The following is a 23,627-nucleotide window of genomic DNA, read 5'->3' as shown; positions in this document are numbered from 1 at the left end:
GAGCTTGACGGCGTCCATGCAACCGCGTGGTCCGGCGTAATCTGACTGGGAGGTGACGATGGCCGAGCCCATGAATATCGGCGTCTTCATTCCGATCGGCAACAACGGCTGGCTCCTCTCGGAGAATGCGCCGCAATACAAGCCGAGTTTCGAGCTGAACAAGCAGGTGACGCTGAAGGCCGAGGGCTACGGGTTCGACTTCGCCCTCTCGATGATCAAATTGCGCGGGTTCGGCGGCAAGACCGAGTTCTGGGACCACAACCTCGACTCGTTCACGCTCATGTCGGGGCTCGCCGCCGTCACCAGCCGCATCAAGCTCTACGCCACCGTCCCGACCCTGTGCCTGCCGCCGGCCATCGTCGCCCGGATGGCCTCGACCGTCGACTCGATCTCGAACGGCCGCTTCGGCCTGAACCTGATCACCGGCTGGCAGAAGCCGGAATACTCCCAGATGGGCCTCTGGCCCGGCGAGGAATATTTTTCGCGGCGCTACGAGTATCTGTCGGAATACGCGCAGATCCTGCGCGATCTCTGGGAGACCGGCCGCAGCGATCTCAAGGGCGATTTCTTCCAGATGGATGATTGCCGCCTGAGCCCGCGCCCGCAAGCCGAAATGAAACTCATCTGCGCAGGCCAGAGCAGCGCCGGCATGGCCTTCACGGCGACCTATGCCGACTATAATTTCTGCTTCGGCAAGGGCGTCAACACGCCCACCGCCTTCGCGCCGACCGTGGCGCGGCTGGAGGAAGCCAAGGCGAAGACCGGTCGCGCGGTCTCGTCCTACGTGCTCTTCATGATCATCGCCGACGAGACCGACGAAGCGGCGCAGGCCAAGTGGGAGCACTACAAGGCGGGCGCCGACGAGGAGGCGATCGCCTGGCTCGGTCTGCAGAGCTCGGTCGACACCAAGTCCGGCACCGACACCAATGTCCGCCAGATGGCCGATCCGACCTCCGCCGTGAACATCAACATGGGCACCCTCGTCGGCTCTCACGCCACCGTGGCGCGCCTCCTCGACGAGGTCATGACGGTGCCGGGCACCAGCGGCGTGCTCCTCGTCTTCGACGATTTCCTGGAGGGCCTCGATGCGTTCGGGCAGAAGATCCAACCGCTGATGCAGACGCGCCGGCACATCACCGGCAATGTCGCGCCCCTGGCGGAGGTGGCCTGATGCAGGGCGACGCCCCCGCCGGTTATCGCGACGCGGCCGGCCGCTCCGGCGGCATGCTCCTTCCCGCGCGGCCCGAGCCGATCGCCTTCGATCCGGCGGCGAGTGCCCTCATCGTCGTCGACATGCAGAATGCCTACGCAACGAAGGGCGGCTATCTCGATCTTGCCGGTTTCGATGTCTCGGCCACGGCGCCGATCATCGAACGATGCGCTGATGCCGTCGCGCTCGCCCGGGCCGCGGCAATTCAGGTGATCTGGTTCCAGAACGGCTGGGACGCCGACTACGTCGAGGCGGGCGGCCCGGGTTCGCCGAACTGGCACAAGTCGAACGCGCTGAAGACCATGCGCAAGCGCCCGGAGATGAGCCAGCGGCTGCTGGCCAAGGGCACCTGGGATTATGCTCTCGTCGATGCGCTCAAACCGGGGCCGGGCGACATCGTCTTGCCGAAGCCGCGCTACAGCGGGTTCTACAACACCGCTCTCGACAGCATGCTCAGGGCTCGCGGAATCCGCACCCTGATCTTCACCGGCATCGCCACCAATGTCTGCGTGGAATCGACCCTGCGCGACGGCTTCTTCCTCGAATATTTCGGAATCGTGCTGGCTGACGCCACCCATCAGGCCGGGCCGCCGAGTCTGCAGGAGGGCGCGCTCCTCAACATCGAGACCTTCTTCGGCTGGGTCTCCGACGTCGGCGCCTTTGCGGCGGCGCTCGCCTCTGCCCCCTCAACGTCAAGCGAAAGTCCGCGATAGATGCCGAAGACCGTCGTGATTCCGCCCGGCACAGGCAAGCCGCTGGCGCCCTACGTCCCCGGAACCCTCGCCGACGGCATCCTCTACGTCTCGGGGACCCTACCTCTGGATGCGGAGGCCAATGTCGTCCATGTGGGCGACGCCACCGCGCAGACCCGCCACGTTCTGGAGACGATCAAGGGCGTGGTCGAGACCGCCGGCGGCACCATGGACGACATCACCTTCAACCACATCTTCCTCAAGGATTGGGCCGACTACGCCGCGATCAACGCCGTCTATGCCGGGTATTTTCCGGGCGAGAAGCCGGCGCGCTACTGCATCCAGTGCGGATTGGTGAAACCGGAGGCGCTGATCGAGATCGCGTCCGTCGCGCATCTCGGCAAATCCGGGTGAGCCGATGGCTGCTGCAGTCCATCATACGGTTCAAGGCCGGGCCGGGGGGCGGACCGTGCTGCTCTCGCCGGGGCTCGGCGGCTCGGCAAGCTATTTCGCGCCGCAGCTGCCGGCCCTGGCCGAGCGCCTGCGCGTCGTCACCTACGATCACCGCGGCACCGGCCGTTCGCCCGGTCCCCTGGAGCCCGGCCACGACATTTCGGCCATGGCCGACGACGTGCTGGCCCTCCTCGACCGGCTCGAGATCGCCACAGCCGACATCGTCGGGCATGCCCTCGGCGGCCTGATCGGCCTGCAGCTCGCCCTCGTTCACCCCGAGCGGGTCGGGCGCATCGCTGTCGTGAACGGCTGGGATGCCATGGAGTCGGCGACCCGGCGCTGCTTTGCCGCCCGCAAGGCCCTACTGACGGGGGCCGGCCCTGAGGCCTTCATCCGCGCCCAGGCGACCTACCTGTATCCGGCGCCGTGGATCTCGGCGAACGCGGATCGCATCGCCGCGGACGAGGCCCATGCCCTGGCGCATTTCCCCGGCGCCGAGACCGTTCTCGTCCGCATCGCCGCCCTCGAGGCGTACGACTTGACGGGACGCCTCGGCGCGATCCCGCACGAAACCCTGGTGATGGCCGCACGCGACGACGTTCTCGTGCCGTTTACAGCTTCGGAGCGCCTCGCAGCGGGGCTGCCGAACGCACGCCTCGATCTCGCCCCCGACGGTGGCCACGCCCACTCCGTAACGCGGGCCGAGGCCGTCACCGCAGCGCTCCTGCGTTTCGTCGATCGACCGTGACGCCGCTCACATGAGATCTACGCGTCGATGACGCTGACATGGGCTGCCACGACCTTCCAGCCTTCGGGAAAGCGCAGCCAGGTCTGGCTCTGCCGTCCGATTCGGCCCGGAGCGCCCGAGCGGCTGAACAATGTCATCGCCACGGCGCAGTCGCTTCCGTAGGTGGTGATGACCGTGCCCGAGAGATCGCGCGCAAGCCCTTGCGGCGAGCGGGACCGGCGGAAGGCGCGGATCGCATCCATGCCATACAGGTTCTCGTTCGCGCCGTAGCGGATGGTGCGCGGATCGTCGTGGAACAGGGCCTCGAGCGTCGCGACGTCGTTGCCGACGAGGGCTGCCTCGTAGCGGGCGAACGCGGCCTCGACCTCGGCCTTCACCAGGGGATCGTCGATGATCATCGGGGTCACGCGAGGTTGGCGACGGGCGCGCGGACGAAACCCGCGCGTTCGAGGTGGCGGGCGACCCGGAGGGCGAGGTCCTCGCGCCAGGGGGCGGCGATAATCTGCACGCCAAGGGGCAGGCCGTCATCGAGCCAGACGGGTGCCGCGACGACGGGAAGCCCGATGAACGAGATCGGCTGAGTGAACAGGCCGATATTCGCCCGCATCGGCACTGCGACACCGTCGAGCACGAGGGTCGTCTCGCCGGACAGCGGCGCTCGGCAGGGCGTGCAGGGCGCGAGGATGATGTCGACCTCGCGGAACAGATCGAGCACCGCCGCCCGGTACCAGCGCCGGAAGCGCTGGGCGCGCTCGACGAAGGGCGCGGGCAGCATAGCCCCGGCGATCAGCCGGTCCCGGACGGCCGGATCGAACTCCGACGCCCGCGTGCGCAGGCGGTCGAGATGCAGCGCAGCGCCCTCGGCGGCGGTGATGAGGTAGGCCGAAGCCCGGGCCCGAGCGGCCTGCGGGATCTCGATTGTGCGGGTGCAGGACAGGGCGCCGGCCAAAGCCGCGACGGCGCCAAGGGCATCGGCATCGGCACCGCGCGCGAAATAGCCCCCCGCCACGGCGATCCGCAGATCCGCCACGCCGGCATCGAGGCCGGCCCGGACGGGATCGGGCGCCCGCCCGGTCACCACGGGGTCGGCCGGGTCCGGCCCCTGCATCGCCTCGTACGCGAGGGCGAGATCCTCGACGGAGCGGCCCATCGGCCCGAGGTGATCGAGGCTACCGACGAAGGGAAAGCTGCCGGCCCGGCTGAGGCGCCCGTAGGTGGGTTTGAGGCCGAAGCAGCCGCAGAAGGCCGACGGCACGCGGATCGAGCCGTTGGTGTCGGAGGCGAGCGCCAGGGGCACGAGGCCCGCCGCCACCGCCCCGCCGGACCCGCCCGACGACCCCCCGGACATGCGCCCGAGATCGTGCGGGTTGCGGGTGTTGCCGTCGTGGATATTCTCGCCGGTGAAGTCGTAGGCGTACTCACCCATGTTGAGGGCACCGACGAGTATTGCCCCGGCGTCTTCGAGGCGCGCGATCAGGGTCGCGTCCCGCTCCGCCGGTGCCCGCTCGCGGTTGATCCGCGACCCGGCCCGCGTCGGCAATCCGGCGATGTCGAATAGGTTCTTCGCCGCGAAGGGCACGCCCGCGAGGCACCCAAGGCGCTCACCCCGGTCGCGGGCCGTGTCGAGGCGGTCGGCGCGGGCGAGCGCACGCTCCGCCAGAACCTGCGTAAAGGCGTTCACGGCCGGATCGACCCGGCCGATCCGATCGAGGGCGGCGGCGACCACCGTCCGGGCCCGCACCGAACCCTCCGCCAAGGCGGTCGCGATGGAGGCTGCCGGCGCGATGCTCCAATCCTGTTCGCTCACGGGCTGCCTCATGCCGAGAAGACCGGCGCGACCTCGGCCTCGTCCGGCAGGGGGAAGGCGCCGACGAGATCGGCGGCGGCGTGGAGAACGCGCAGGTTCGCCGCGATCGACGGCATCCAGGCGGGGTCGATGGGCAGGGCGAGGAGGCCGGCGACGGCCTCGGCGTAGGTGTCCGGATCGAAGGCCGGGTCCTCGGGTGGGTTCGTCATGCGTCGCCCCTTGATGGGAATGGTAGTGGACCCGGCGTGCCGGGCGCCTGAGTCCGAGGGATCACCCGTGCTGCCAGAGGGCGGCGACGACGCGGCCCGAATCGGAGACCCAGCCGAAGATGCCCCCCTGCGCCTTGATCATCGCAAGGCCGACTTCGTGGAATTCGGGGATGTACGAGGCGCAGGCATCGGCGACGACGACGCAGCGATAGCCCCGGTCGTTGGCCTCGCGGACCGTCGTGTGGACGCAGACCTCGGTGGTCACGCCGCAGACGAGGAGCGTGGTGATCGCGCGGGCCGAGAGGATGTCGGCGAGGTCGGTGGCGTAGAACGCGCCCTTGCCCGGCTTGTCGACGACGGGTTCGCCCGCGAGCGGCGCGAGGGCGGGAATGATGTCGTGTCCGGGCTCTCCGCGGATGAGAATGCGGCCCATCGGTCCGGGCTCGCCGATCCGGGCCGTCGGCGCGCCACGCTCCAGTTTGGCCGGCGGCGCGTCGGAAAGGTCCGGGCGGTGGCCCTCCCGTGTATGCACAACCAGAAGTCCAGCGGCGCGTGCCGCGTCGAGCAAGGCCCGGCAGGGCGGTACGGCGGCGGCGAGGCGCGAGACGTCGTTGCCGAGGCTCTCCCCGAAGCCGCCAGGCTCCAGGAAGTCTCGCTGCATGTCGATGATCACGAGGGCCGTGCGCGACGCATCGAAGAAGAGCGGAGATGGCTGGGCTTCAATGACGCTGGGCATGCGGAGGGCCTCGCGGGGCCAGGGGCCGGATCGACAAGCCCCGATCATGTATGCAAATCGTGGGAAGCGTCTGCCCAAACCCCGTCCATCCCTGCGCGAAGTTTCGGCCTCTCGGCCAACGCATGGGCAGACCGGCGCGGCGGCGGAGGGTTCAGCGTGGCGGACGCGCCCTGTTCGCGGGCGCGGCCTTTCGCGTCCGGCGTTCCCGCACGCGCGCGCCGGCGGCTTCGCGGGCGGCCGCGCTCGCGGCGTCGAGGGTCTCGAAGGCGTCCTCGACGACGCTCATATGGACCAGCATCGCCGAGTTCGCCGCCGCCGCATCGCGGGCGAGGACGGCACGCACGACGATATCGTGCTCGGCATGCGAGCGGGCGAGCCGCCCCGGTGCCTGGAACTGGATGCGACGGTAAGGCGTCAGTCGCCGCCGTAGGTTGCGGGCGATCTCCTCGATCACCGAGTTATGGGCACCGATGTAGAGGAGGCCGTGGAAATCGCCGTTGGCGAGGACGTATCCGTCGTGGTCACCCGCCGCCGCGAGGCCGCCCATGCGCTCGTGGAGGGTCCGGAGCTGCCCGCGCTCCGTCGGGGTCATGCTCAGAGTCGAGAGGCGCGCGCAGGTCGCCTCGATCTCGCCCATGGCGATGAACAGCATGTCGAGCTGGTCCGGCGTGATCGTCCGCACGGTGGCGCCGAAGCGCGGGCGCAGATCGATGAGGCCGGTGCCGTTGAGGAGACGCAGGGCATCGCGCACCGGGGTCCGCGAGACGCCGAAGCGCCTGGCCAGGATCTGCTCGTCGAGATGGGTGCCGGGCGCGAATTCGCCCGACAGGATGGCGTCGGCGATGGCATCGGACAGGCTCTCGGCGCGGGTGGGGGACGCGGACACTGGGGATCTCGGCTCCCGTCACGCGATCAGCCCAAGGCGAGCGTGCACAGCATTGATTAGGACGCGTTTCGTCGCCCCGCAACGGCACGACCCACCCGCGGCAGCCATCCGCCACCCTCGGCGCGCCCGCCGGGCCGGCCGAAAACTGTGCATACACGGCCAGCGAATTAGGCATCCGGCGAACCGGAGACGGGGTTACACAGCGGAATCGCCCCCGCGGCACTGCCGAAAGTCTTAGCTTCTTGCAGCCGACGCGACGGCTTAGATTTCGGTTCATCGCAGCCATGCGACGCGATTTGGCGATTCGACCTGGAATACATGCCGTGACCGCACGTTCTCTCTCCCGCAGATCCCTTCTCGGCGGCGGCGCTGCCCTGTCCCTCGGCCTGCTGCCCTTCGGCCAGGCCCGCGCCGCCGGCGCCCTGACGGTGGGGGTCATCTACGTGGGCCCCAAGGACGATTACGGCTACAACCAGGCCCACGCCCAGGCCGCGAAGGTTCTGAAGGGTATGCCGGGCCTCGAAATCCTCGAGGAGGAGCGCGTTCCCGAGACCAACGCCGTCGAGAAGACCATGGAGAGCATGATCAACCTCGACGGGGCGACGCTGCTGTTCCCCACCTCATTCGGCTATTACAGCCCGTATCTCCTCGCCGAGGCGAAGAAGAACCCCAAGATCCAGTTCCGCCACTGCGGCGGCCTCTGGTCGGAGAAGGACCCGAAGAACGCCGGCTCCTATTTCGGGTACATCGCGCAGGGGCAGTATCTCAACGGCATCGTCGCCGCGCATGCGTCGAAGTCGAAGAAGATCGGCTTCGTCGGGGCAAAGCCGATCCCGCAGGTGCTCAACAACATCAACGCCTTCCTGCTCGGTGCCCAGAGCGTCGATCCGTCCATCACCTGTCAGGTCATCTTCACGGGCGAGTGGTCGCTGGCGGTGAAGGAAGCGGAGGCCACCAACGCGCTCATCGACGGCGGCGCCGACGTGATCACCTGCCACGTCGACAGCCCGAAGGTGGTGGTGGAGACCGCCTCCCGGCGCGGCGCCTTCGTATGCGGCTACCATGTCGATCAGTCGCCCCTGGCGTCGCAGAAGTACCTCACCGGTGCCGAGTGGAACTGGCTGCCGATCTACAAGGATTTCATCGCGGCCATGCAGGCCGGCAAGGTGCCGCAGAACTTCGTGCGCGGCGGCCTCGCGGACGGCTACGTCCGGATGAGCCCCTACGGCCCCGGCGTGAGCGAGGCGGCCCGCAAGAACGCCGATGCGGTCAAGGCCGAGATGATGAAGGGCGGCTTTTCCATCATCAAGGGGCCGCTCAAGGACAACACCGGCAAGGAGATCCTCGCCGCGGGCACGGCCTACCCCGAGAAGGCGCCCGAGCTGGAGAGCACGAACTACCTCGTCGCCGGCGTCAAAGGCTCGGTCTGACGGCTTCCGGGCCGAACACGGAGAACCCCGACACGTGCGCGCGGATGTCGCCCCCACGGAATTGACCGCCGGCCCGGCGCGGCCCTCGGCCGGCCTCCAGGCCCGTGCCTGGCTGGCGCGCCGCGCGGAGGCGGTGGCGATCCCCGTCGGCGCCGCCGTGACCGGGTTCGTGGTGTTCGGGATCTTCCTCGCCCTCATGGGCAAGTCGCCGGTCCAGCTCGTCGAGATCGTCTGGCGCGGCGGCTTCGGCTCGGCCTTCGCCCTGGGCAACACCCTGCAGCGCGCCGCCCCCCTCCTGTTCGCCGCCCTGTGCGTGGCCCTGCCGGCCCGGCTCGGCCTCGTGGTCATCGGCGGCGAGGGCGCCATCGTGTTGGGCGGCCTCGCGGCGGCAGCGGCGGCCCCGTCCCTCGCCGCCCTGCCGGCGCCCCTCGCGATCGTCGTGATGGCGTGCGCGTCGGCCCTCGTTGGGGCGATCTGGATCGGAGCGGTCGGCTGGCTCCAGGCCTATCGCGGCGTCAACGCCACCATCGCCAGCCTGCTCCTGTCCTACATCGCCATCGCGCTGGCCAACCACCTGATCGAGGGGCCGCTGCGCGATCCGGCGAGCCTCAACAAACCCGCAACCCTGCCGGTGGGCGACGCCCTCATGCTGGGACCGATGCCGGGCCTCGGCGTCCATTGGGGGCTCGGCTGCGGCGTGATCGCGTGTCTGGCCGCCTATCTCCTCATGGACCGCACGACGGTGGGCTTCGCCGCCCGCATCGCCGGGGGCAACGTCCGCGCCGCGCAGATCCAGGGCCTGCCCGTCGGCCGCCTCATCGTCGGTTTCACGGCGCTCGGCGGCGCCTTCGCGGCTTTGGCCGGCTTCTTCGAGGTGGTCGCCGTGCAGGGCACGGCCAACGGTACGCTGGCGGCGGGCTACGGCTACACCGGTATCCTCGTCGCTTTTCTCGCCCGGCAGAACCCCATCGCCATCGTGCCGGTGGCGTTCCTGCTCGGCGGCATCGAGGCCTCGGGCGGCCTGATCCAGAGGCGGATGCAGCTGCCCGACGCCACCGTCCTCGTGCTGGAGGGCCTGCTGTTCCTCGTCGTGCTCATGAGCGAGACGCTCTACGGCCGGTTCAAACTGTTCAGTCCGCACCTCTGGGCGGCCAGGGGCGAGACGGCGAGGGGAACAGCATGAGGAACGGGCGATGAACGAGGATCTCGGCCTCTGGTCCGTCCTGCTCGCCGTCATCGGCGGGGCGATCCGCGTCTCGACGCCGTTCCTGTTCGTCAGTCTCGGCGAGACCATCACCGAGCGCTCGGGGCGGATCAACCTCGGGCTGGAGGGGACGCTCGTGTTCGGGGCGATGTCGGCCTACGGCACCGCCGTGCTGACGAACTCACCCTGGGCGGGGGTGGCCGTCGCGGCCTTGTCGGGAGCCGTCTTCGGCCTCCTGCACGGTGCCGTCTGCCGTCTACCCCGGGTCAACGACGTGGCGGTGGGCATCGCCCTGATGCTGTTCGGCTCCGGCCTCGCGTTCTTCCTCGGCAAACCCTTCATCCAGCCCTCGGCCCCGCCGCTGCCGGCGATTTCCTTCGGGGACTGGTCGAGCTTGCCCCAGGTCAGGGCGGCTTTGCAGATCAACGTGCTGTTCCTCGCCGGGGCCGCCCTGTCCGTGGTGCTGTGGTGGGCGTTCCGCAACACCCGGGTGGGGTTGATCGTGCGCGTCGTCGGCGACAGCGCCGATGCCGCCCGCGCCATGGGCTACGACGTCGACCGGGTCCGCCTCTACGCGACGGCGACGGGGGGCGCCCTAGCCGGAATCGGCGGCGCCTACCTGTCGCTCTATTATCCGGGCTCGTGGAACGAGGGCGTGTCCTCGGGCCAGGGCCTGATGGCGGTGGCACTCGTCATCTTCGCGCGCTGGAACCCGCTCGCGTGCTTCGGCGCGGCTTTGCTGTTCGGCGGTGCCGGGGCGCTCGGACCGGCGCTCCAATCGGTGGGCGTCTCACAGGGCTACTACCTGTTCTACGCCGCGCCCTACGTCCTCACCCTCGCCCTGCTCGTCGCCACCTCGTCGCCCGAACGGGCGCTCGCCGGGGCGCCGGGCGAACTGTCCCTGTCGAAATAGACGACCTCATGAACGGACATCGCGCATGAACGGACTTGGCGGACTGAACAAGTCGCCCAACGGCGTCGTCATCGGCCTCGTGCAGCTGCAGTTGCCGTCCGTGGTCACGCCGGCCGACCTCATAGCCCAGACCGACCGCGTCGTCGCCATGGTGGCCAAGGCGCGGGCGAATCTGGCTACCATGGATCTCGTGGTCTTCCCCGAATACGCCCTGCACGGCCTGTCGATGGACACCAATCCGGAGATCATGTGCCGCCTCGACGGCCCGGAAGTCGCGGCGTTCCAAAAGGCCTGCCGCGATCACCGGATCTGGGGCTGCTTCTCCATCATGGAGTTCAACCCGCACGGAAACCCCTACAACACCGGCCTGATCATCGACGATCGGGGCGACGTGAAGCTCACTTACCGCAAGCTGCACCCCTGGGTGCCGGTGGAGCCCTGGGAGCCGGGCGATCTCGGCATTCCGGTGATCGAGGGGCCGAAGGGGGCGAAGCTCGGCCTCATCATCTGCCACGACGGCATGTTCCCCGAGATGGCGCGCGAATGCGCCTACCGGGGCGCCGAGATCATGATCCGCACGGCCGGCTACACCGCGCCGATCCGTGACTCCTGGCGCTTCACCAATCAGGCGAATGCCTTCTCCAACCTCATGGTCACCGCCAACGTCTGCCTGTGCGGCTCGGACGGTACCTTCGATTCCATGGGGGAGGGCATGATCTGCAATTTCGACGGCGCGGTCATCGCCCACGGCACGACGGGACGCGTCGACGAGATCATCACCGCGGAGGTCCGCCCCGACCTCGTGCGCGAGGCGCGCCTCCATTGGGGGGTCGAGAACAACATCTACCAGCTCGGCCATCGCGGCTACACGGCCGTGAAGGGCGGGGCGCGGGATTGCCCCTACACCTACATGCACGATCTCGCCGCCGGTCGGTACCGCGTGCCGTGGGAGGACGAGGTCAAGGTCGTGGACGGCACGAGCTGCGGCTTTGCCGCGCCGACCCGGTCCTACGGCGCGGCACAGACCCCTCTGGCGCGGGAGGCGGCGGAGTGAGCGCCTCAGCGCTCCTTGAGCGCCGCCAGCATCTCGCGGCGCAGGATGGCGTTGATGCGGGTCTGGTAGCCCCGGCCCTGGGCGCGCAGCCACGCGAGCACATCGGAATCGATGCGGACCGTCGTCGCGGTCTTGGTCGGCCGGTAGAAGCGATTGGGAACGGCCTTCTCCCAGAAGGCCTCCGTCAGGGGCGGGATATCGCTGTAATCGATCGTCTCGTCCGGCATCGCGGCGAGCGCTTCCAGCTCCGCCTTCTGCCGATCGGTCAGGGGCGGCGGGTTGGCCAGGTCAATTTCGTATCTAACGAGCTTCGTCTTCATAGCGCCGCCTCTCGGAACGGTCGGCCTTGCGAGCCGAGATGATGCGGATGATCTCGATCTCCTCGCCGACCTCGTTTGTCTCGTGGATCGTATGGACCACGACGAGCACCTTGATGGCGTCGGCCATCCCGGTGATCAGCCACCGCAGTTCGCCGTCTTCGATCCGATCCGCAGACGTGATGGCGAAAGGGTCGGCGAAAACGCGTGCCGCCGTCTCGAAACGCACCCCATGCTTACGCAGGTTGGATGCAGCTTTGCCTGGATCCCAATCGAAGACCCGCTTCATGGCAGAGTTGTTACTACAAATCCGTTGGGTGGGCCAGAACCGAGAGGCCGTGGCATGCGCATAATCGCCACTGAACCGGGCGTCGGCACCGTCGCGGCCGAGCCCTATCCCTGGCCCTACGACGGTAGCCTCCGCCCGGAGACCACGGCCCTTGTCGTCATCGACATGCAGACCGACTTCTGCGGACCGGGCGGCTACGTCGATGCCATGGGCTACGACCTCGGCCTCACCCGCGCGCCGATCGGCCCGATTGCCCGGCTGCTCGCCGCCGCGCGAAGGAACGGCATCTGCGTCATCCACACCCGCGAGGGCCATCGGCCGGATCTGGCGGACCTGCCCGCCAACAAGCGCTGGCGTTCGCGCCGGATCGGCGCCGGCATCGGCGATCCCGGCCCCTGCGGCCGCGTGCTTGTGCGCGGTGAGCCGGGCTGGGAGATCATCCCGGAGCTGGCGCCGGAGCCGGGCGAGCCGGTGATCGACAAGCCCGGCAAGGGCTCGTTCTATGCCACCGACCTGGAGCTGATCCTGGCGGCGCGCGGCATCCGCAACCTCATCCTCACGGGCATCACGACGGATGTCTGCGTCCACACCACCATGCGGGAGGCCAATGATCGCGGCTTCGAATGCGTCATCGTCTCGGACGCCACCGCGGCGACCGACCGGGGCAACCACGACGCGGCCCTGAAGATGGTGACCATGCAGGGCGGCGTCTTCGGCGCCGTCGCCACGTCCGACGCCCTCCTCGCGGCCATGGGGTGAGCATGGCCGACATCGCGCCCGCCCCGCCTCTCGCCATCGGTGTCGAAACCATCGGCATGACGAAGCGCTTCGGCGCCCATGCGGCCCTCGACGACGTCTCGATGAAGATCGAGCGCGGCGGCTTCCATGCGCTCCTCGGCGAGAACGGCGCCGGCAAGTCGACCCTGGTCAAGTGCGTGATGGGGTTCTACGCGCCCACCTCCGGCACGGTGCTGCTCGACGGGCGCGAGGCCGAAATCACCAACCCCCGGGGCGCCCAGGCCCGCGGCCTCGGCATGGTCTACCAGCACTTCACCCTGGTGCCCTCGCTCACGGGGGCGGAGAACCTCGTGATCGCGCGGGCGGACGCGCCAGCGATCCTCGACTGGCGCGCCGAGCGCGCCGCCCTGGCGGACTTCATGGCGCGGATGCCGTTCCGGCTGAACCTCGACCGGCCGGTGGCGGAACTGGCGGCGGGCGAGAAGCAGAAGCTCGAGATCGTCAAGCAGCTCTACCTCAAGGCCCGCTTCCTCATTCTCGACGAACCGACCTCGGTGCTGACGCCGGCCGAGGCCGAGGAGGTGCTCGGCCTGCTGCGCGCCATGACGGATCGCGGAACCCTCACGGTTCTGATGATCAGTCACAAGTTCCGCGAGGTCGAGACCTTCGCCCGCTCCTTGAGCGTCCTGCGCCGGGGCCGCCTCGTCGGCGGCGGAGCGGTCGGCGACCTCTCGCGCGGCGATATGGCGGCCCTGATGATCGGCGAGCGCACCGTGCGGACCCTGACCACGCGGACCGGTTCGGCGGATACTGGCCGCGAGCGCCTGCGGCTGGAGGGCGTCACCGCCACCGACCCGTCCGGCCTGCGCCCCATCGCCATCGACAGCTTGCGCGTCTGCGCCCGGGAGATCGTCGGCATCGCCGGGGTGTCCGGCAACGGCCAGAAGGAACTCGCCGATGTCCTTGGCGGGCAGATCCGTGCCACCGGCGGGCGGGTGACCGTGGCCGGTGCGCCCTATGCCGGCACCCGGGCCGAGAGCCGATCGCGAAAAGTCCGCTTCATCCCGGAGGAGCCCCTGCGCAACGCCTGCGTGCCACGCATGTCGGTGGCCGAGAACCTCGCGTTGCGCGCCTTCGACCGGCGCGGCGACGATTCGGACCGGCCCCCGACCCTGTGGCTCGACAAGGGCGCCATGGCGCGGCGCGCCCGGGACCTCATCGCCCGCTTCGGGGTGAAGACCGCCTCGGCGGACGCGCCCATCGCGACCCTGTCGGGCGGCAACGTGCAGCGGGCCGTGCTGGCACGCGAACTCACCGATCCCGTCGATCTGCTGATCGTGGTTAATCCCTGCTTCGGCCTCGACTTCGCGGCGGTGTCGGAGATCCGCAACCGGATCGTGGCCGCGCGCAACGCGGGCGCGGCGGTGCTGCTGATCAGCGAGGACCTCGACGAGATCCTGGAACTGTCCGACCGCATCCTCGTGATGTCGGATGGCCGCCTCGTCTACGAGACCCCGGCGGCGGCGGCCGACGTCGCCACTATCGGGCGGCACATGGCCGGGCATCACTGATGGAGACGGACATGCATCGTAGTGAGCATGGTGGGGAGGGTGACGGCCTGCCGTCGGTCCTCACCCTGAGTGCCCTGCGCGGCCTCTACGCCGCCCGAGACCTCACGCCCGTCGATGTCGCCGCCCGCGTCGCCGACCGCATGGCGGCCTCCGCTGATCCGGCAATCTTCATCACCCCCACCTCCCGCGAAAACCTGATCGCGGCGGCCCGCGCGCTGATGGCGCGCCATCCGGAGCCCAACTCCCTGCCGCTCTGGGGCGTGCCCTTCGCGGTGAAGGACAACATCGACGTCGCCGGCCTGCCCACCACGGCGGCGTGCCCCGCCTTCGCGTTCACGCCAGCCCAAGATGCCCACGTGATCGCACGGTTGAAGGCGGCCGGCGCTCTTCTCACCGGCAAGACCAACCTCGACCAGTTCGCCACCGGCCTCAACGGCACCCGCTCGCCCTACGGCGCCCCCCGCAGCGTCTTCTCGCCCGAGCACATCTCCGGCGGCTCGAGTTCGGGCTCCGCCGTGGCGGTGGCGGCGGGCCTGGCCTGTTTTTCCCTCGGCACCGACACCGCCGGGTCCGGCCGGGTGCCTGCCGCCTTCAACAACCTCGTGGGCATCAAGCCGACGCCGGGCCTGCTCTCCACCACCGGCCTCGTGCCGGCCTGCCGCAGCCTTGACTGCATCACCGTCTTCGCCCCGAGCGTCGGGGACGGCGTGGAGATCCGTCGGATCGCTGAGGGGTTCGACGCGGACGATATCTACGCCCGGCGCATTGCACCCGTGGCTCTCCCGGCCGCCCCGCGCTTCGGCGTGCTGACGGGGGGCGACCGCGAGTTCTTCGGCGATATCGAAGCCGAGCGCCTCTACGAGGCGGCGACGGCGCGCCTCGAAGCCCTCGGCGGAACGCCCGTTCCGTTCGACTACGCGCCGCTGCGGGCCATCGCGGCGCTGCTCTACGACGGTCCCTGGGTGGCCGAGCGCCTCGCGGCGGTGGACGCCTTCATCGACACGAACGCGGATGCCGTCGATCCGAGCGTGCGCGCCATCATCGAATCCGCCCGGCGGTTCAGCGCCGTCGATGCCTTTCGCGGCCGCTACCGCTTCGAAGCCCTGAAGCGCGAGGCGGAGGCGTTGTTCGCCGGCCTCGACATCCTGCTCCTGCCGACGGCGCCCACCACCTACACCGTCGCCGAAATGCGCGACGATCCCGTCGCCTTGAACAGCCGGCTGGGGCTCTACACCAACTTTGCTAATCTGCTCGGCCTCGCCGCCATCGCGGTGCCGGCGGGGTTTCGCCGCGATGGTCTGCCCCTGGGTGTGACGCTCGTCGGTCCGGGCGGCAGTGACGACGCCCTGGCGCCCCTGGCGGATGCCCTCCACCGGGGCGCCGCCTGCGGCATGGGCCGCGACCGTGCCGCACCCGTGCCGGACCTCCCCCGCCCGCCGGAGCCGCGCACCGAGCGCGTGGCCCTCGCGGTGGTCGGGGCCCATCTCTCGGGCCTGCCCCTCAACCGAGAACTCGTCGCCCTCGGCGCGACGCTCTCGCGAAAGACCCGGACGCGGGCTGATTACCGCCTCTATGTCCTCCCCGGCACGGAGCCGGCCAAGCCCGGCCTCGTGCGCGACCCCGGCTTCTACGGCCCCGGAATCGAGGTCGAGGTCTGGAGCCTGATGCCGGAGGCGTTCGGCCGGTTCGTCGCGGCGATTCCCGCCCCCCTGGGCATCGGCCGAATTGCCCTCGGCGACGGCAGCACGGTGGCTGGCTTCCTCTGCGAGGCCCACGCCGTCGCGGACGCGCCGGAGATTACCCGCTACGGAGGCTGGCGAACCTATCGCGCCGCTGCGGATGAGTGAATCGACCTTGACCGCGACCCCTCGATACACGGATCGGGAGGCTTTCCCGTCGAACAGACGCGATGTGGCCTACCGCGATGTGATCTTGCAGCAATCCGACCTGCGTCGCCGTCGTCAAGGGGGGCGAGCACCTGTATCGAGACCCGACCCGTCGTCTTGAACGGCCCTTCTCGACCCACGAGGTCATCGAGGCGACGTGTAGGGCCTCGGCGTTCGTGCCCCCCGCTCGATCTCGGGCGCCGAGCCGCAGCGATGCGCAGCGCAAACGCATTCAGGTGTTGCTCCACGATCCGGTGCCGGACGATTTGCAACGGTAATTGGCCTCTGTGTTGCAGCAGTTCGACGGGGCCGGCCTTCCGGATTGGCTCCGAGTCGCGGCAGCGCTGGTTTCGAGCGAATTGCAGGCGGGCCGAGACCAGCGGCAACAGCGTTCTCGTTCGGCGGGTCAGCATTCCACGTTGAGGGTGGGTATTCCGCGCAGCCAAACGGCGGCTATGCCGTCGGTCGGCGCGGGCTGGACGGCGCTGAACACCAGAACAGCGTCCCACGCCAAACCGAAGGCCGGGAACAACAGGATCGCGGACCTCATCGTCGAGGCGCACGACGATGGAAAAGTGCTGGTCATCCTCGAACACCAAGTTGAATCGCGGTCGCCGGCGGTTCCACTCAATAGTCGTCGTGGTGGTAATGGTGGTGCCTACGCTCATCGTAGAACCGACGCTCGCGATAGTACGCCCGGTCACCGTAAACCCGATGTCGACGGTGGATGACGATATCGTCGTGATCACCGTGACGGTAGCGGTCGACATGGACGTCGCCGCCACGCCGGTCGAAGTCGCCGCCGTAGTACTGCGCCGACGCGGCGGCGGGAGCCAGGATCAAGATCGCCAGGGCCAGACCAAAACGCTGTATTCGCATGACGCATCCCCGAAGTTCGATAGCGTGAGAATGGCCCCGTCGACGTGAACCGCGTCTGACGCCCCCGTTCAGGTGGGTCGAGGTGCCTACCCTCGACGGGATGGCGAGGCGGGCAGTCCTCTGGACGGGACGAGGCACGGCCGCACGGTGAGGGCCTTGCCCCGGAAATGGTTGGTTATCGGCCGAGAGGGCAAAGCGGGTACTGGCGTCGAGCAGCGCGGAGATGACGGGACGGGGAGCATGCGCAGAATTGCATCTGCTTCGGAAAGGTGGCGCTCACCGCGCGCACTCATTTGGAGATCGGGCGCTGGAAGAACTGGCCCGACCGGAGACCAGATCGTCATCGCGCAATCGGACGACGCTCTCGTGAAGAGGCGGGCAGTCATGTTCGCCTCCGTCTTTACGGCGGACTTCGATTAGCAGTTCGACCCGAGGGCGCGGCACATCGTGCCGAGCGATCATCGCAGTGTCACGACGCGTGCCCGTGGCGTCCGCTTTCGATCCACCGCGCGAGCGTTCAACCATGACAGGCGCGTCGACCTCGTTGGCCAGACGGCAGTTTGACCGATCCCATTCCCGAGACGGAATCCCGAGGACGGCAAGGAACGAATTGCCGCTGCCAGCCATTTCCGGTCCCCGTTCCGGGACATAGGAGTTCATCATGCGTCGCCTCGTTCTCGCCCTCGCCGCCGTCACCGCGCTGACCGGCCCCGTCCTGGCCAAGGACGAGGCGCCCATGCCGCCGGCTACCGTCAAGTTCGCGCCGGTGCCGCAGGACGCGGTCTTGAGCTACAATCTCCTCGGGCTGAACGTCGTCGACGGCACCAACAGCAACGTCGGCGAGATCAAGGATCTCGTCATCGAGAAGGGTAAGCTCGCGGGCTACATCATGTCCGTCGGTGGCTTCCTCGGTATGGGCGAGCACTATGTGGTGGTCGACCCGTCCTCGGTTGCCCTGACCTACGACGCAGACGCCAAGAAGTGGAAGGCGTCGGTGAACGCGAGCAAGGACGCCCTCAAGGCCGCTCCCGAGTTCAAGTACGACGGCAAGTTCAAGCGCTGATGGCGCTGGGCGGGGGCGCCTCGCGCTCCCGCCTCCCAGGACGACGGGAAGCACGGCGGTATCGCATTCGACGTCGAGGCAGGCAGCCAGCCTCATACACCGCAGGAACAGCGCCGTCCTCGGCGCGGCCCTCGCGCCCGCATCGTTTCTCGAAAGGACGGCAGATCTTCGCTGCAACGGGACGGCGACCCAGCCCGGACTCCCACGAATCCCGGTGTAACCCCGGTGTATGAACCTTGGTGGAAGCCGGAAATATCCCCGATCGGTTTCGGCTGAGACGGACGCGGTCGCGCCCCCGTACCATACGTACCGCGCGAGCATGCGACATTGCGGACGCGCGAGACAACGTCCGACGCGCGACTTTAATCCTTCGGAGGGCAACGATGTGCGACGGCTCAGGTTGTCGTCGCGACGACGGCTACGGATCAGCGATATGGAACGGTCGAACGATTTCGGTGGGCAGGAGATCTGTAGGACCGAGCACGGCGAAATGCCCGATCCGGAGACCGCCGAGACCGTCGTTCTCGAACCCCTGGCCGACTATCCGCGCATCGATCTGCGCGGGGCGGGGGAACCCTGGGAGAGGCGCCGTGATGCCGGCAAGGTTCTGCGCGAGACCGTGCCGCACGACAGCCACGCCCCACTGTTCGTCCCGGAGAACCGCCCCGACCCGGTGACGCTCATCGAGGCCGCGCACGAGGGACGCCAGCCGCATCTCCTGCCCCTGCGAGTGGCCCGTATGGCGAGTTCGCCCTTCGCGTTCCTGCGTGGCGCGGCCCATGTCATGGCCTGGGATCTGGCGCAGTCGCCGAGCAGCGGCATCATGGTGGCGATGAACGGCGACGCCCACATCTCGAACTTCGGCCTGTTCGGCACACCCCAGCGCGACGTGGTGCTTGATCTCAACGATTTCGACGAGGTCACGATCGGTCCGTGGGAATGGGACCTGAAGCGCCTCGTCGCCAGCATCGATGTCGCAGCGCGTGGCGATCACGTTCCGCCCGGCGAGCGGCGTGCGGCCACCACGGCGGCGGTGGCCGGCTACCAGCACACCATGATCGAGCTCGCCCCCCAGGGCCCCCTCGACGTCTGGCAGCAGGCGGCGCGGGCCGACAATCTCGATTTTTCGGGGATCCGGATCGATTCGGAATCGCAAGGGGTGATCCGCAAGGCGGTAGAGAAAGCGCGCAAGCGCAACAACCAGACTCTGCTCGACCGGGTCGGCGAGCGTCGGGTCGATGGCGGCTGGCGCTTCCGCGAGGACCCGCCGATCCTGACGCGTGTCGACGACGCCACCCGCGAGGCGGTGATCTCCGGTCTCGAGCATTACGCCGACACCCTGCCGCGCGAGCGCCGGTTCATGCTGAGCCGCTACCATGTTGTCGATGTCGCCCACCGGGTCGTCGGAGTCGGCAGCGTCGGCACCCGCGCCTACGTAGCCCTGCTCTGCGGCAACTCGGATCGGGACGTGCTCTTCCTCCAGGTGAAGGAGGCGGTGCGCCCCGCCCACGCGCCCTATCTCCCGGGCATGCCCGAGCCCTATGCCAGCCACGAAGGCGAGCGGGTGATCTACGGTCAGCGCCTGCTCCAGGCAGTCGGCGATCCCCTACTCGGCTGGACCACCATCGGGGACAGGCCGTTCTACGTGCGGCAGATGAAGAATATGAAGGGTGAGATCCCGGTGTCGTGCATGACCGGGCAACCGCTCCTGTACTTCTCCTGGGCCTACGGCGCTCTCCTCGCGCGAGCCCATGCCCGCACGGGCGATGCTGCCGCCATCGCGGGCTATTGCGGCAAGGACCGTCACGCCGATCTGCGCGAGGCCCTGGCCGACTGGGCCGAGGCCTATGGCGAGCGCAATCAGGCGGATTACGAGATCTTCCGCGCCGCAATCGCCGAGGGCCGCCTGGAGGCGGCACCCGACCCGCATCTGTGACGATGCGACGGGGGAGGGGCGCCCCCGGATGCTTGATTCTCGCAAGGACCCTCGAAAGGGTGGGGCATGGCGCGCCGCATTCATCGGACCACGGACTTCCTCGCCGACGCCCTTCACCGGCTCGGCATCGCGGCCGGTGCCGTCGACCGGGAGGCACTCCGCGAGCGTCTCGGCCTCCCGGAACGGGGAGGGGTCTGCGAGGATGCAGCAGTGGCCGAGGCCCTGCGCGCGTCGGATGCGCGCCGGGACTTCGTTCGGGACGGCATTCCCGTCCTGACGCAGGCGATCCCCGCCCTGCGGGCCGAAGTCGATCCGGAAGGGCACGTGCGCTGGTGGGTGCGGGTGCTGTGCCCGCTCCTTGACGACAACCGCCTGGACCTGCGCCTCGACACGGCACCGGATGCCGAGGCCGCCGAAATCCTCGACGAGATGGCGCTCGGCAATGATCCGGCTTGGCGCCGCGAAGCCCTGCGGGCCCGAGTCGTCCAGATCGCGGGCCGCCTGCGCGGTAACCTCAACCGCACCATCTTACGCTTGCGGGATCAGATCCGCGCCGACATGGCCGAAACCGGGGCGGACGCCGTCACCTACATCGCCCACCTTGATCGCTCGTTGCGGTCGCGAGTCTTCACGGACGGGCCGGACGTGGCAGGCACCATCCTCGACACCCTGAAGGCGGTCCGCGCCCGGGGGAGGGTGGTGGCGCAGGAGGCATCCGGAACGCGGCGCCTGCGCGACCGGGCGGGGTTCGGGAGCTATATCGACAAGTTCGCCGCCGCACGGCGCATGGGTCGGCGCATCGTCTTCCACATGGGACCGACGAATTCGGGCAAGACCTACGCCGCCCTCGAAGCCCTGACCCAGGCCACAACGGGCGCCTACCTCGCCCCCCTGCGGCTCCTCGCCCTCGAGAATTACGAGGCGCTCCTGGCGCGGGGTCTGCGTGCCGGCATGGTCACGGGCGAGGAGATCCTGGGCGAACCCGACCCGACCCATACAGCCCGGACCATCGAGACGGCGGATCTGCGCCGCCCCCTCGACGTCGCGGTCATCGACGAGATTCAGATGCTGTCCGATCCCGACCGGGGTTGGGCCTGGACCAACGCCCTGTTCGGCATTCCGGCCCGCCTCGTCATCGTGTGTGGGGCCGAGGACGCGCTCTCGGCCGTGCGGCGGGCGGCGGAAGCGGCGGGCGAATCCCTCGACGTCGTCACCTTCACCCGCAAGACGCCCCTGGTGGCCCTCGACGCCCCCGTGCCCCTGGAGGCCGTCGAACCGGGCGATGCCGTCGTGGCCTTCTCCCGCCGGGCCGTGCACGAGAACCGCGAAATCCTCGTCGCCGCCGGACGCAGCGTCGCTACCATCTATGGTGCCCTGTCGCCGGAGGTGCGCCGGGCAGAAGCCGGGCGGTTCCGCGACGGTGAGGCCGAGGTGCTGGTCACGACGGACGCCATCGGCATGGGCCTGAACCTCGGCCCGCTCAAGCGCGTGGTCTTCGCTGCCATCCGCAAGTGGGACGGCACGCAGGAGCGCGCCCTCACGAATGCCGAGATCCGTCAGATCGCCGGCCGCGCCGGGCGCTTCGGCCACCAGGAAGCGGGCTACGTCGCGGCAGCCGACGACGACGGCCTCGGGCCGATCCGCGACGCCCTGTCGGGCGCCCCCACGGCGCCCGCCGCCGACACGCGGTTCTTCGTCCGCCCGGACCTCGCCGCCATCGAGGCCGCGGCCGCCGAACTCGGCACCGATTCCCTGAGCGCCGTGATGGCGCACTTCACCCGCGCGACCTTCTACGACGGCTCGCCGTTCCAACCTTCGGCCCTCGAGGACTTCCTCGGCGCGGCGGAGGCGGTCGACCGGGTGTCGCTGCCGATCCGCGAGAAATTCGCCTTCGCGGTCACGCCCATCGACCGGCGCGATCCCGTCGCCGTCGATGTCGTCGCGCGTTGGCTCCAGGCCCGCGCGGTGGGCGCCACGGTGCCGGCGCTCCGGGCCGACCATCAGGGCGATCTCGCCTATCAGGAACGCACGGTCCGCCTCGCCAGCGCCTACCTGTGGCTGGCGCGGCGGTTTCCCGACACCTTCGACGATGGCGCCGTGATGCGTGGCGTGCGCGAACGGGCGAACGCCGCCATCGAGCGAACTCTGCGGGAAACCGCGACGCTGAAGCTCACACAGCGCATTCGGGAAAAGACGCCGGATCGCGTGGCTTGATCGGACCGCCCCCGGACGGGAAGGCCCCAACTCACGAAGTCACTCCACCCGTTGCCAACCCGGACCGGTGAGCCGCTCCTGCGGCAGGAACTTCGCCTTGTAGTCCATCTTGCGCGAGCCCTCGACCCAGTAGCCGAGGTAGAGGTAGGGCAGGCCGAGGTCACGGGCGCGACGGATATGGTCGAGGATCATCAGGGTGCCGAGCGAGCGCTGCGCCTCCGTCGGTTCGTAGAACGAATAGACCATCGACAGGCCGTCCGAGAGCACGTCGGTCAGGCACAGGGCGACGGTGGAACCGATGCCCCGGCCGTTGATGGCGGTGTCCGGCCCGCGACGGCGATAGGCCACCAGATGGGTGTCGACGTGGCTGTCCTCGATCATCATGGCGTAGTCGAGCACTGTCATGTCGACCATGCCGCCGTCGCCGTGCCGGGCATCGAGATAGCGCCGGAACAGGGCGTATTGCTCCGAGGCCGGGCGATTCGGCTCCGGCGTACCCACGAGGTCGGCGTTACGCTGAAGAATGCGGCGCTGGCTCCCGGACGGCATGAAATCGGCCACCACCACCCGCACCGAGATGCAGGCGCGGCAGGTCTCGCAGGCGGGCCGGTAAGCGATGGTCTGCGAGCGGCGAAACCCACCCTGGGTCAGAATCTCGTTGAGGTCCCGGGCGCGTCGCCCGACGAGGTGCGTGAACACCTTCCGCTCCTCCTGTCCCGGCAAATAGGGGCAGGCGGACGGAGCCGTGAGATAGAATTGCGGCGTGTCGCGGGAATGGCTCGTCACACTGGGGTCGCTCGCGGCCTCGGGGCACGCGATGCGGCCCGAGCAATGAGTGTATCGACAACCTCCGCCGGCTCAACACCCTGAGACGCCGTTGCGGACCGAATTCGTCAGGCGGCCCGCACGACGGCGAGGCCGAGGAGGAGATCGTGGCCGAGGCGGCGGTCGGACCGCACGAGCCCGATGACGAGGTCGAGGGCCCAGAGAAGGAAGGTCGAGATCGCCACGTAGAACAGGAGAGCGTGGATGGCGGCGGTGATCATGTCGACCCGCGTGCCCTCCTGGTTCACCACCCGCAGGCCCATCATCCGCATGCCCCAGGTTCCCTGGCTCGCGCCGCCCACCGTGACGGCGCTGTAGAGGATGCCGCTCGCCGGCAGAACCGCGAACAGAGTCCAGCCGAGGCCGAAGGTCAGTGCGCCGATAATGGTGATCAGCAGGGTCAGGAGCGCCGTGAACCCGATGATGAACAGGATATCGAGGAGGTAGGCGACGAAGCGCGCCCCGAGGCTCGCCCGAATGACGGGCACCGCCATGGGAGCACCGTAGGCGGAATACGGGCGGGACGCGTAGCCGGGCGGGGCTTCGAGCATGGGGCGCTCCTCGGGG

The 23,627-nt window shown here is 69.0% G+C and carries 25 protein-coding genes; 14 read left to right on the top strand and 11 right to left on the bottom strand.

The features are described from left to right. The first annotated feature begins 70 nt into the window (after positions 1–70). The 4 genes from rutA to rutD are packed head-to-tail and all read left to right on the top strand — an operon-like array spanning position 71 to position 3,103. Positions 71–1,171 (top strand): pyrimidine utilization protein A, encoded by a 1,101-nt coding sequence (gene rutA / locus MFF01_RS17090; protein WP_238227288.1) that lies wholly within the window; start codon positions 71–73, stop codon positions 1,169–1,171. Beyond that, positions 1,171–1,923 (top strand): pyrimidine utilization protein B, encoded by a 753-nt coding sequence (gene rutB, locus MFF01_RS17085; protein ID WP_238227259.1) that lies wholly within the window; start codon positions 1,171–1,173, stop codon positions 1,921–1,923. The genes rutA and rutB overlap by 1 nt, the downstream gene beginning before the upstream one ends. Further along, positions 1,924–2,316, top strand: a complete 393-nt coding sequence (rutC, locus tag MFF01_RS17080; RefSeq protein ID WP_238227257.1) for a pyrimidine utilization protein C — start codon at positions 1,924–1,926, stop codon at positions 2,314–2,316. Positions 2,317–2,320: 4 nt separating this feature from the next. Continuing rightward, a complete protein-coding gene (gene rutD / locus MFF01_RS17075; RefSeq protein WP_238227255.1) occupies positions 2,321–3,103 on the top strand; it encodes a pyrimidine utilization protein D in 783 nt (260 codons plus the stop codon). 17 nt (positions 3,104–3,120) lie between these two features. On the opposite strand, the gene hpxZ is transcribed toward rutD, so the two are convergent. From hpxZ to MFF01_RS17050, 5 genes are all read right to left on the bottom strand, one after another. Next, positions 3,121–3,501 (bottom strand): oxalurate catabolism protein HpxZ, encoded by a 381-nt coding sequence (gene hpxZ, locus MFF01_RS17070; RefSeq protein ID WP_238227253.1) that lies wholly within the window; start codon positions 3,499–3,501, stop codon positions 3,121–3,123. A gap of 5 nt (positions 3,502–3,506) precedes the next feature. Continuing rightward, on the bottom strand, positions 3,507–4,910 hold the full coding sequence (locus tag MFF01_RS17065; RefSeq protein ID WP_238227251.1) for an AtzE family amidohydrolase: 1,404 nt from the start codon (positions 4,908–4,910) through the stop codon (positions 3,507–3,509). Between the two features lie 8 nt (positions 4,911–4,918). Next, positions 4,919–5,119, bottom strand: a complete 201-nt coding sequence (locus MFF01_RS17060) for a DUF4089 domain-containing protein (protein WP_238227249.1) — start codon at positions 5,117–5,119, stop codon at positions 4,919–4,921. 61 nt (positions 5,120–5,180) lie between these two features. Further along, complete coding sequence (locus MFF01_RS17055) at positions 5,181–5,855, bottom strand: cysteine hydrolase family protein (RefSeq protein WP_238227248.1); 675 nt, start codon at positions 5,853–5,855, stop codon at positions 5,181–5,183. A 151-nt stretch (positions 5,856–6,006) separates the two neighbouring features. Further along, positions 6,007–6,741, bottom strand: a complete 735-nt coding sequence (locus MFF01_RS17050) for a GntR family transcriptional regulator (RefSeq protein WP_238227247.1) — start codon at positions 6,739–6,741, stop codon at positions 6,007–6,009. A 323-nt stretch (positions 6,742–7,064) separates the two neighbouring features. Here MFF01_RS17050 and MFF01_RS17045 point away from each other — a divergent pair, with 323 nt between their 5' ends. Genes MFF01_RS17045 through MFF01_RS17030 form a run of 4 tightly spaced genes read left to right on the top strand, consistent with a single transcriptional unit; the run spans position 7,065 to position 11,342 of the window. Continuing rightward, the gene (locus MFF01_RS17045) at positions 7,065–8,171 is read left to right on the top strand and encodes a BMP family ABC transporter substrate-binding protein (RefSeq protein ID WP_238227246.1); all 1,107 of its coding nucleotides are present in this window, start codon (positions 7,065–7,067) and stop codon (positions 8,169–8,171) included. A 34-nt stretch (positions 8,172–8,205) separates the two neighbouring features. After that, on the top strand, positions 8,206–9,354 hold the full coding sequence (locus MFF01_RS17040) for an ABC transporter permease (protein WP_373319793.1): 1,149 nt from the start codon (positions 8,206–8,208) through the stop codon (positions 9,352–9,354). Between the two features lie 10 nt (positions 9,355–9,364). Continuing rightward, positions 9,365–10,288, top strand: a complete 924-nt coding sequence (locus MFF01_RS17035; protein ID WP_238227245.1) for an ABC transporter permease — start codon at positions 9,365–9,367, stop codon at positions 10,286–10,288. Between the two features lie 25 nt (positions 10,289–10,313). Further along, positions 10,314–11,342 carry a formamidase gene (locus tag MFF01_RS17030; protein WP_238227244.1) on the top strand — a complete coding sequence of 343 codons (1,029 nt, stop codon included), beginning with the start codon at positions 10,314–10,316 and terminating at the stop codon, positions 11,340–11,342. A 5-nt stretch (positions 11,343–11,347) separates the two neighbouring features. Here MFF01_RS17030 and MFF01_RS17025 read toward each other — a convergent pair whose 3' ends face one another. Together MFF01_RS17025 and MFF01_RS17020 are read right to left on the bottom strand one after the other, a co-directional pair. Next, positions 11,348–11,662, bottom strand: coding sequence for a BrnA antitoxin family protein (locus MFF01_RS17025; protein ID WP_238227243.1), 315 nt, complete (start codon positions 11,660–11,662; stop codon positions 11,348–11,350). Continuing rightward, complete coding sequence (locus MFF01_RS17020) at positions 11,643–11,948, bottom strand: BrnT family toxin (protein WP_238227241.1); 306 nt, start codon at positions 11,946–11,948, stop codon at positions 11,643–11,645. Before MFF01_RS17020 ends, MFF01_RS17025 begins: the two co-directional genes overlap by 20 nt. 54 nt (positions 11,949–12,002) lie before the next feature. Here MFF01_RS17020 and biuH point away from each other — a divergent pair, with 54 nt between their 5' ends. From biuH to atzF, 3 genes are read left to right on the top strand one after another with little or no spacing between them, the layout of a single operon-like run. Beyond that, on the top strand, positions 12,003–12,707 hold the full coding sequence (gene biuH / locus MFF01_RS17015) for a biuret amidohydrolase (RefSeq protein WP_238227239.1): 705 nt from the start codon (positions 12,003–12,005) through the stop codon (positions 12,705–12,707). Between the two features lie 2 nt (positions 12,708–12,709). Continuing rightward, positions 12,710–14,257, top strand: coding sequence for an ABC transporter ATP-binding protein (locus MFF01_RS17010; protein ID WP_238227237.1), 1,548 nt, complete (start codon positions 12,710–12,712; stop codon positions 14,255–14,257). A gap of 11 nt (positions 14,258–14,268) precedes the next feature. Then, positions 14,269–16,104, top strand: a complete 1,836-nt coding sequence (gene atzF / locus MFF01_RS17005; RefSeq protein ID WP_238227235.1) for an allophanate hydrolase — start codon at positions 14,269–14,271, stop codon at positions 16,102–16,104. Positions 16,105–16,770: 666 nt separating this feature from the next. Here the strand turns inward: atzF and MFF01_RS17000 are convergent. After that, positions 16,771–17,022, bottom strand: coding sequence for a hypothetical protein (locus MFF01_RS17000; protein ID WP_238227233.1), 252 nt, complete (start codon positions 17,020–17,022; stop codon positions 16,771–16,773). A 276-nt stretch (positions 17,023–17,298) separates the two neighbouring features. Next, complete coding sequence (locus MFF01_RS16995; RefSeq protein ID WP_238227231.1) at positions 17,299–17,685, bottom strand: hypothetical protein; 387 nt, start codon at positions 17,683–17,685, stop codon at positions 17,299–17,301. Here MFF01_RS16995 and MFF01_RS16990 point away from each other — a divergent pair. The 3 genes from MFF01_RS16990 (at position 17,684) to MFF01_RS16980 (ending at position 22,235) form a co-directional block, all read left to right on the top strand. Continuing rightward, positions 17,684–18,085 carry a PRC-barrel domain-containing protein gene (locus tag MFF01_RS16990; protein WP_238227229.1) on the top strand — a complete coding sequence of 134 codons (402 nt, stop codon included), beginning with the start codon at positions 17,684–17,686 and terminating at the stop codon, positions 18,083–18,085. The two genes, MFF01_RS16995 and MFF01_RS16990, sit on opposite strands and share 2 nt — an antisense overlap. A gap of 490 nt (positions 18,086–18,575) precedes the next feature. Continuing rightward, a complete protein-coding gene (locus MFF01_RS16985; RefSeq protein ID WP_306421614.1) occupies positions 18,576–20,021 on the top strand; it encodes a DUF2252 domain-containing protein in 1,446 nt (481 codons plus the stop codon). Between the two features lie 66 nt (positions 20,022–20,087). Beyond that, positions 20,088–22,235, top strand: coding sequence for a helicase-related protein (locus tag MFF01_RS16980; protein ID WP_238227225.1), 2,148 nt, complete (start codon positions 20,088–20,090; stop codon positions 22,233–22,235). Between the two features lie 39 nt (positions 22,236–22,274). Here MFF01_RS16980 and MFF01_RS16975 read toward each other — a convergent pair whose 3' ends face one another. Further along, positions 22,275–23,021, bottom strand: a complete 747-nt coding sequence (locus tag MFF01_RS16975) for an arginyltransferase (protein ID WP_238227223.1) — start codon at positions 23,019–23,021, stop codon at positions 22,275–22,277. Between the two features lie 107 nt (positions 23,022–23,128). Beyond that, positions 23,129–23,611, bottom strand: coding sequence for an RDD family protein (locus tag MFF01_RS16970; RefSeq protein ID WP_373319791.1), 483 nt, complete (start codon positions 23,609–23,611; stop codon positions 23,129–23,131). Positions 23,612–23,627 lie beyond the last annotated feature (16 nt).

It is taken from the genome of Methylobacterium adhaesivum (assembly GCF_022179065.1).
Classification (GTDB): Bacteria; Pseudomonadota; Alphaproteobacteria; order Rhizobiales; family Beijerinckiaceae; genus Methylobacterium; species Methylobacterium adhaesivum.
This window is presented reverse-complemented; position numbering and strand designations above follow the sequence as displayed.

Excerpts from the sequence above, each read along its gene's own strand:
- rutA (WP_238227288.1), top strand. The coding sequence starts at position 71 with ATGAATATCGGCGTCTTCATTCCGATCGGCAACAACGGCTGGCTCCTC.
- rutB (WP_238227259.1), top strand. The coding sequence starts at position 1,171 with ATGCAGGGCGACGCCCCCGCCGGTTATCGCGACGCGGCCGGCCGCTCC.
- rutC (WP_238227257.1), top strand. The coding sequence starts at position 1,924 with ATGCCGAAGACCGTCGTGATTCCGCCCGGCACAGGCAAGCCGCTGGCG.
- rutD (WP_238227255.1), top strand. The coding sequence starts at position 2,321 with ATGGCTGCTGCAGTCCATCATACGGTTCAAGGCCGGGCCGGGGGGCGG.
- hpxZ (WP_238227253.1), bottom strand. The coding sequence starts at position 3,501 with ATGATCATCGACGATCCCCTGGTGAAGGCCGAGGTCGAGGCCGCGTTC.
- MFF01_RS17060 (WP_238227249.1), bottom strand. The coding sequence starts at position 5,119 with ATGACGAACCCACCCGAGGACCCGGCCTTCGATCCGGACACCTACGCC.
- MFF01_RS17055 (WP_238227248.1), bottom strand. The coding sequence starts at position 5,855 with ATGCCCAGCGTCATTGAAGCCCAGCCATCTCCGCTCTTCTTCGATGCG.
- MFF01_RS17035 (WP_238227245.1), top strand. The coding sequence starts at position 9,365 with ATGAACGAGGATCTCGGCCTCTGGTCCGTCCTGCTCGCCGTCATCGGC.
- MFF01_RS17030 (WP_238227244.1), top strand. The coding sequence starts at position 10,314 with ATGAACGGACTTGGCGGACTGAACAAGTCGCCCAACGGCGTCGTCATC.
- MFF01_RS17025 (WP_238227243.1), bottom strand. The coding sequence starts at position 11,662 with ATGAAGACGAAGCTCGTTAGATACGAAATTGACCTGGCCAACCCGCCG.
- MFF01_RS17020 (WP_238227241.1), bottom strand. The coding sequence starts at position 11,948 with ATGAAGCGGGTCTTCGATTGGGATCCAGGCAAAGCTGCATCCAACCTG.
- biuH (WP_238227239.1), top strand. The coding sequence starts at position 12,003 with ATGCGCATAATCGCCACTGAACCGGGCGTCGGCACCGTCGCGGCCGAG.
- MFF01_RS17010 (WP_238227237.1), top strand. The coding sequence starts at position 12,710 with ATGGCCGACATCGCGCCCGCCCCGCCTCTCGCCATCGGTGTCGAAACC.
- atzF (WP_238227235.1), top strand. The coding sequence starts at position 14,269 with ATGCATCGTAGTGAGCATGGTGGGGAGGGTGACGGCCTGCCGTCGGTC.
- MFF01_RS17000 (WP_238227233.1), bottom strand. The coding sequence starts at position 17,022 with ATGCGAATACAGCGTTTTGGTCTGGCCCTGGCGATCTTGATCCTGGCT.
- MFF01_RS16990 (WP_238227229.1), top strand. The coding sequence starts at position 17,684 with ATGCGTCGCCTCGTTCTCGCCCTCGCCGCCGTCACCGCGCTGACCGGC.
- MFF01_RS16995 (WP_238227231.1), bottom strand. The coding sequence starts at position 17,685 with ATGATGAACTCCTATGTCCCGGAACGGGGACCGGAAATGGCTGGCAGC.
- MFF01_RS16985 (WP_306421614.1), top strand. The coding sequence starts at position 18,576 with ATGCCCGATCCGGAGACCGCCGAGACCGTCGTTCTCGAACCCCTGGCC.
- MFF01_RS16980 (WP_238227225.1), top strand. The coding sequence starts at position 20,088 with ATGGCGCGCCGCATTCATCGGACCACGGACTTCCTCGCCGACGCCCTT.
- MFF01_RS16970 (WP_373319791.1), bottom strand. The coding sequence starts at position 23,611 with ATGCTCGAAGCCCCGCCCGGCTACGCGTCCCGCCCGTATTCCGCCTAC.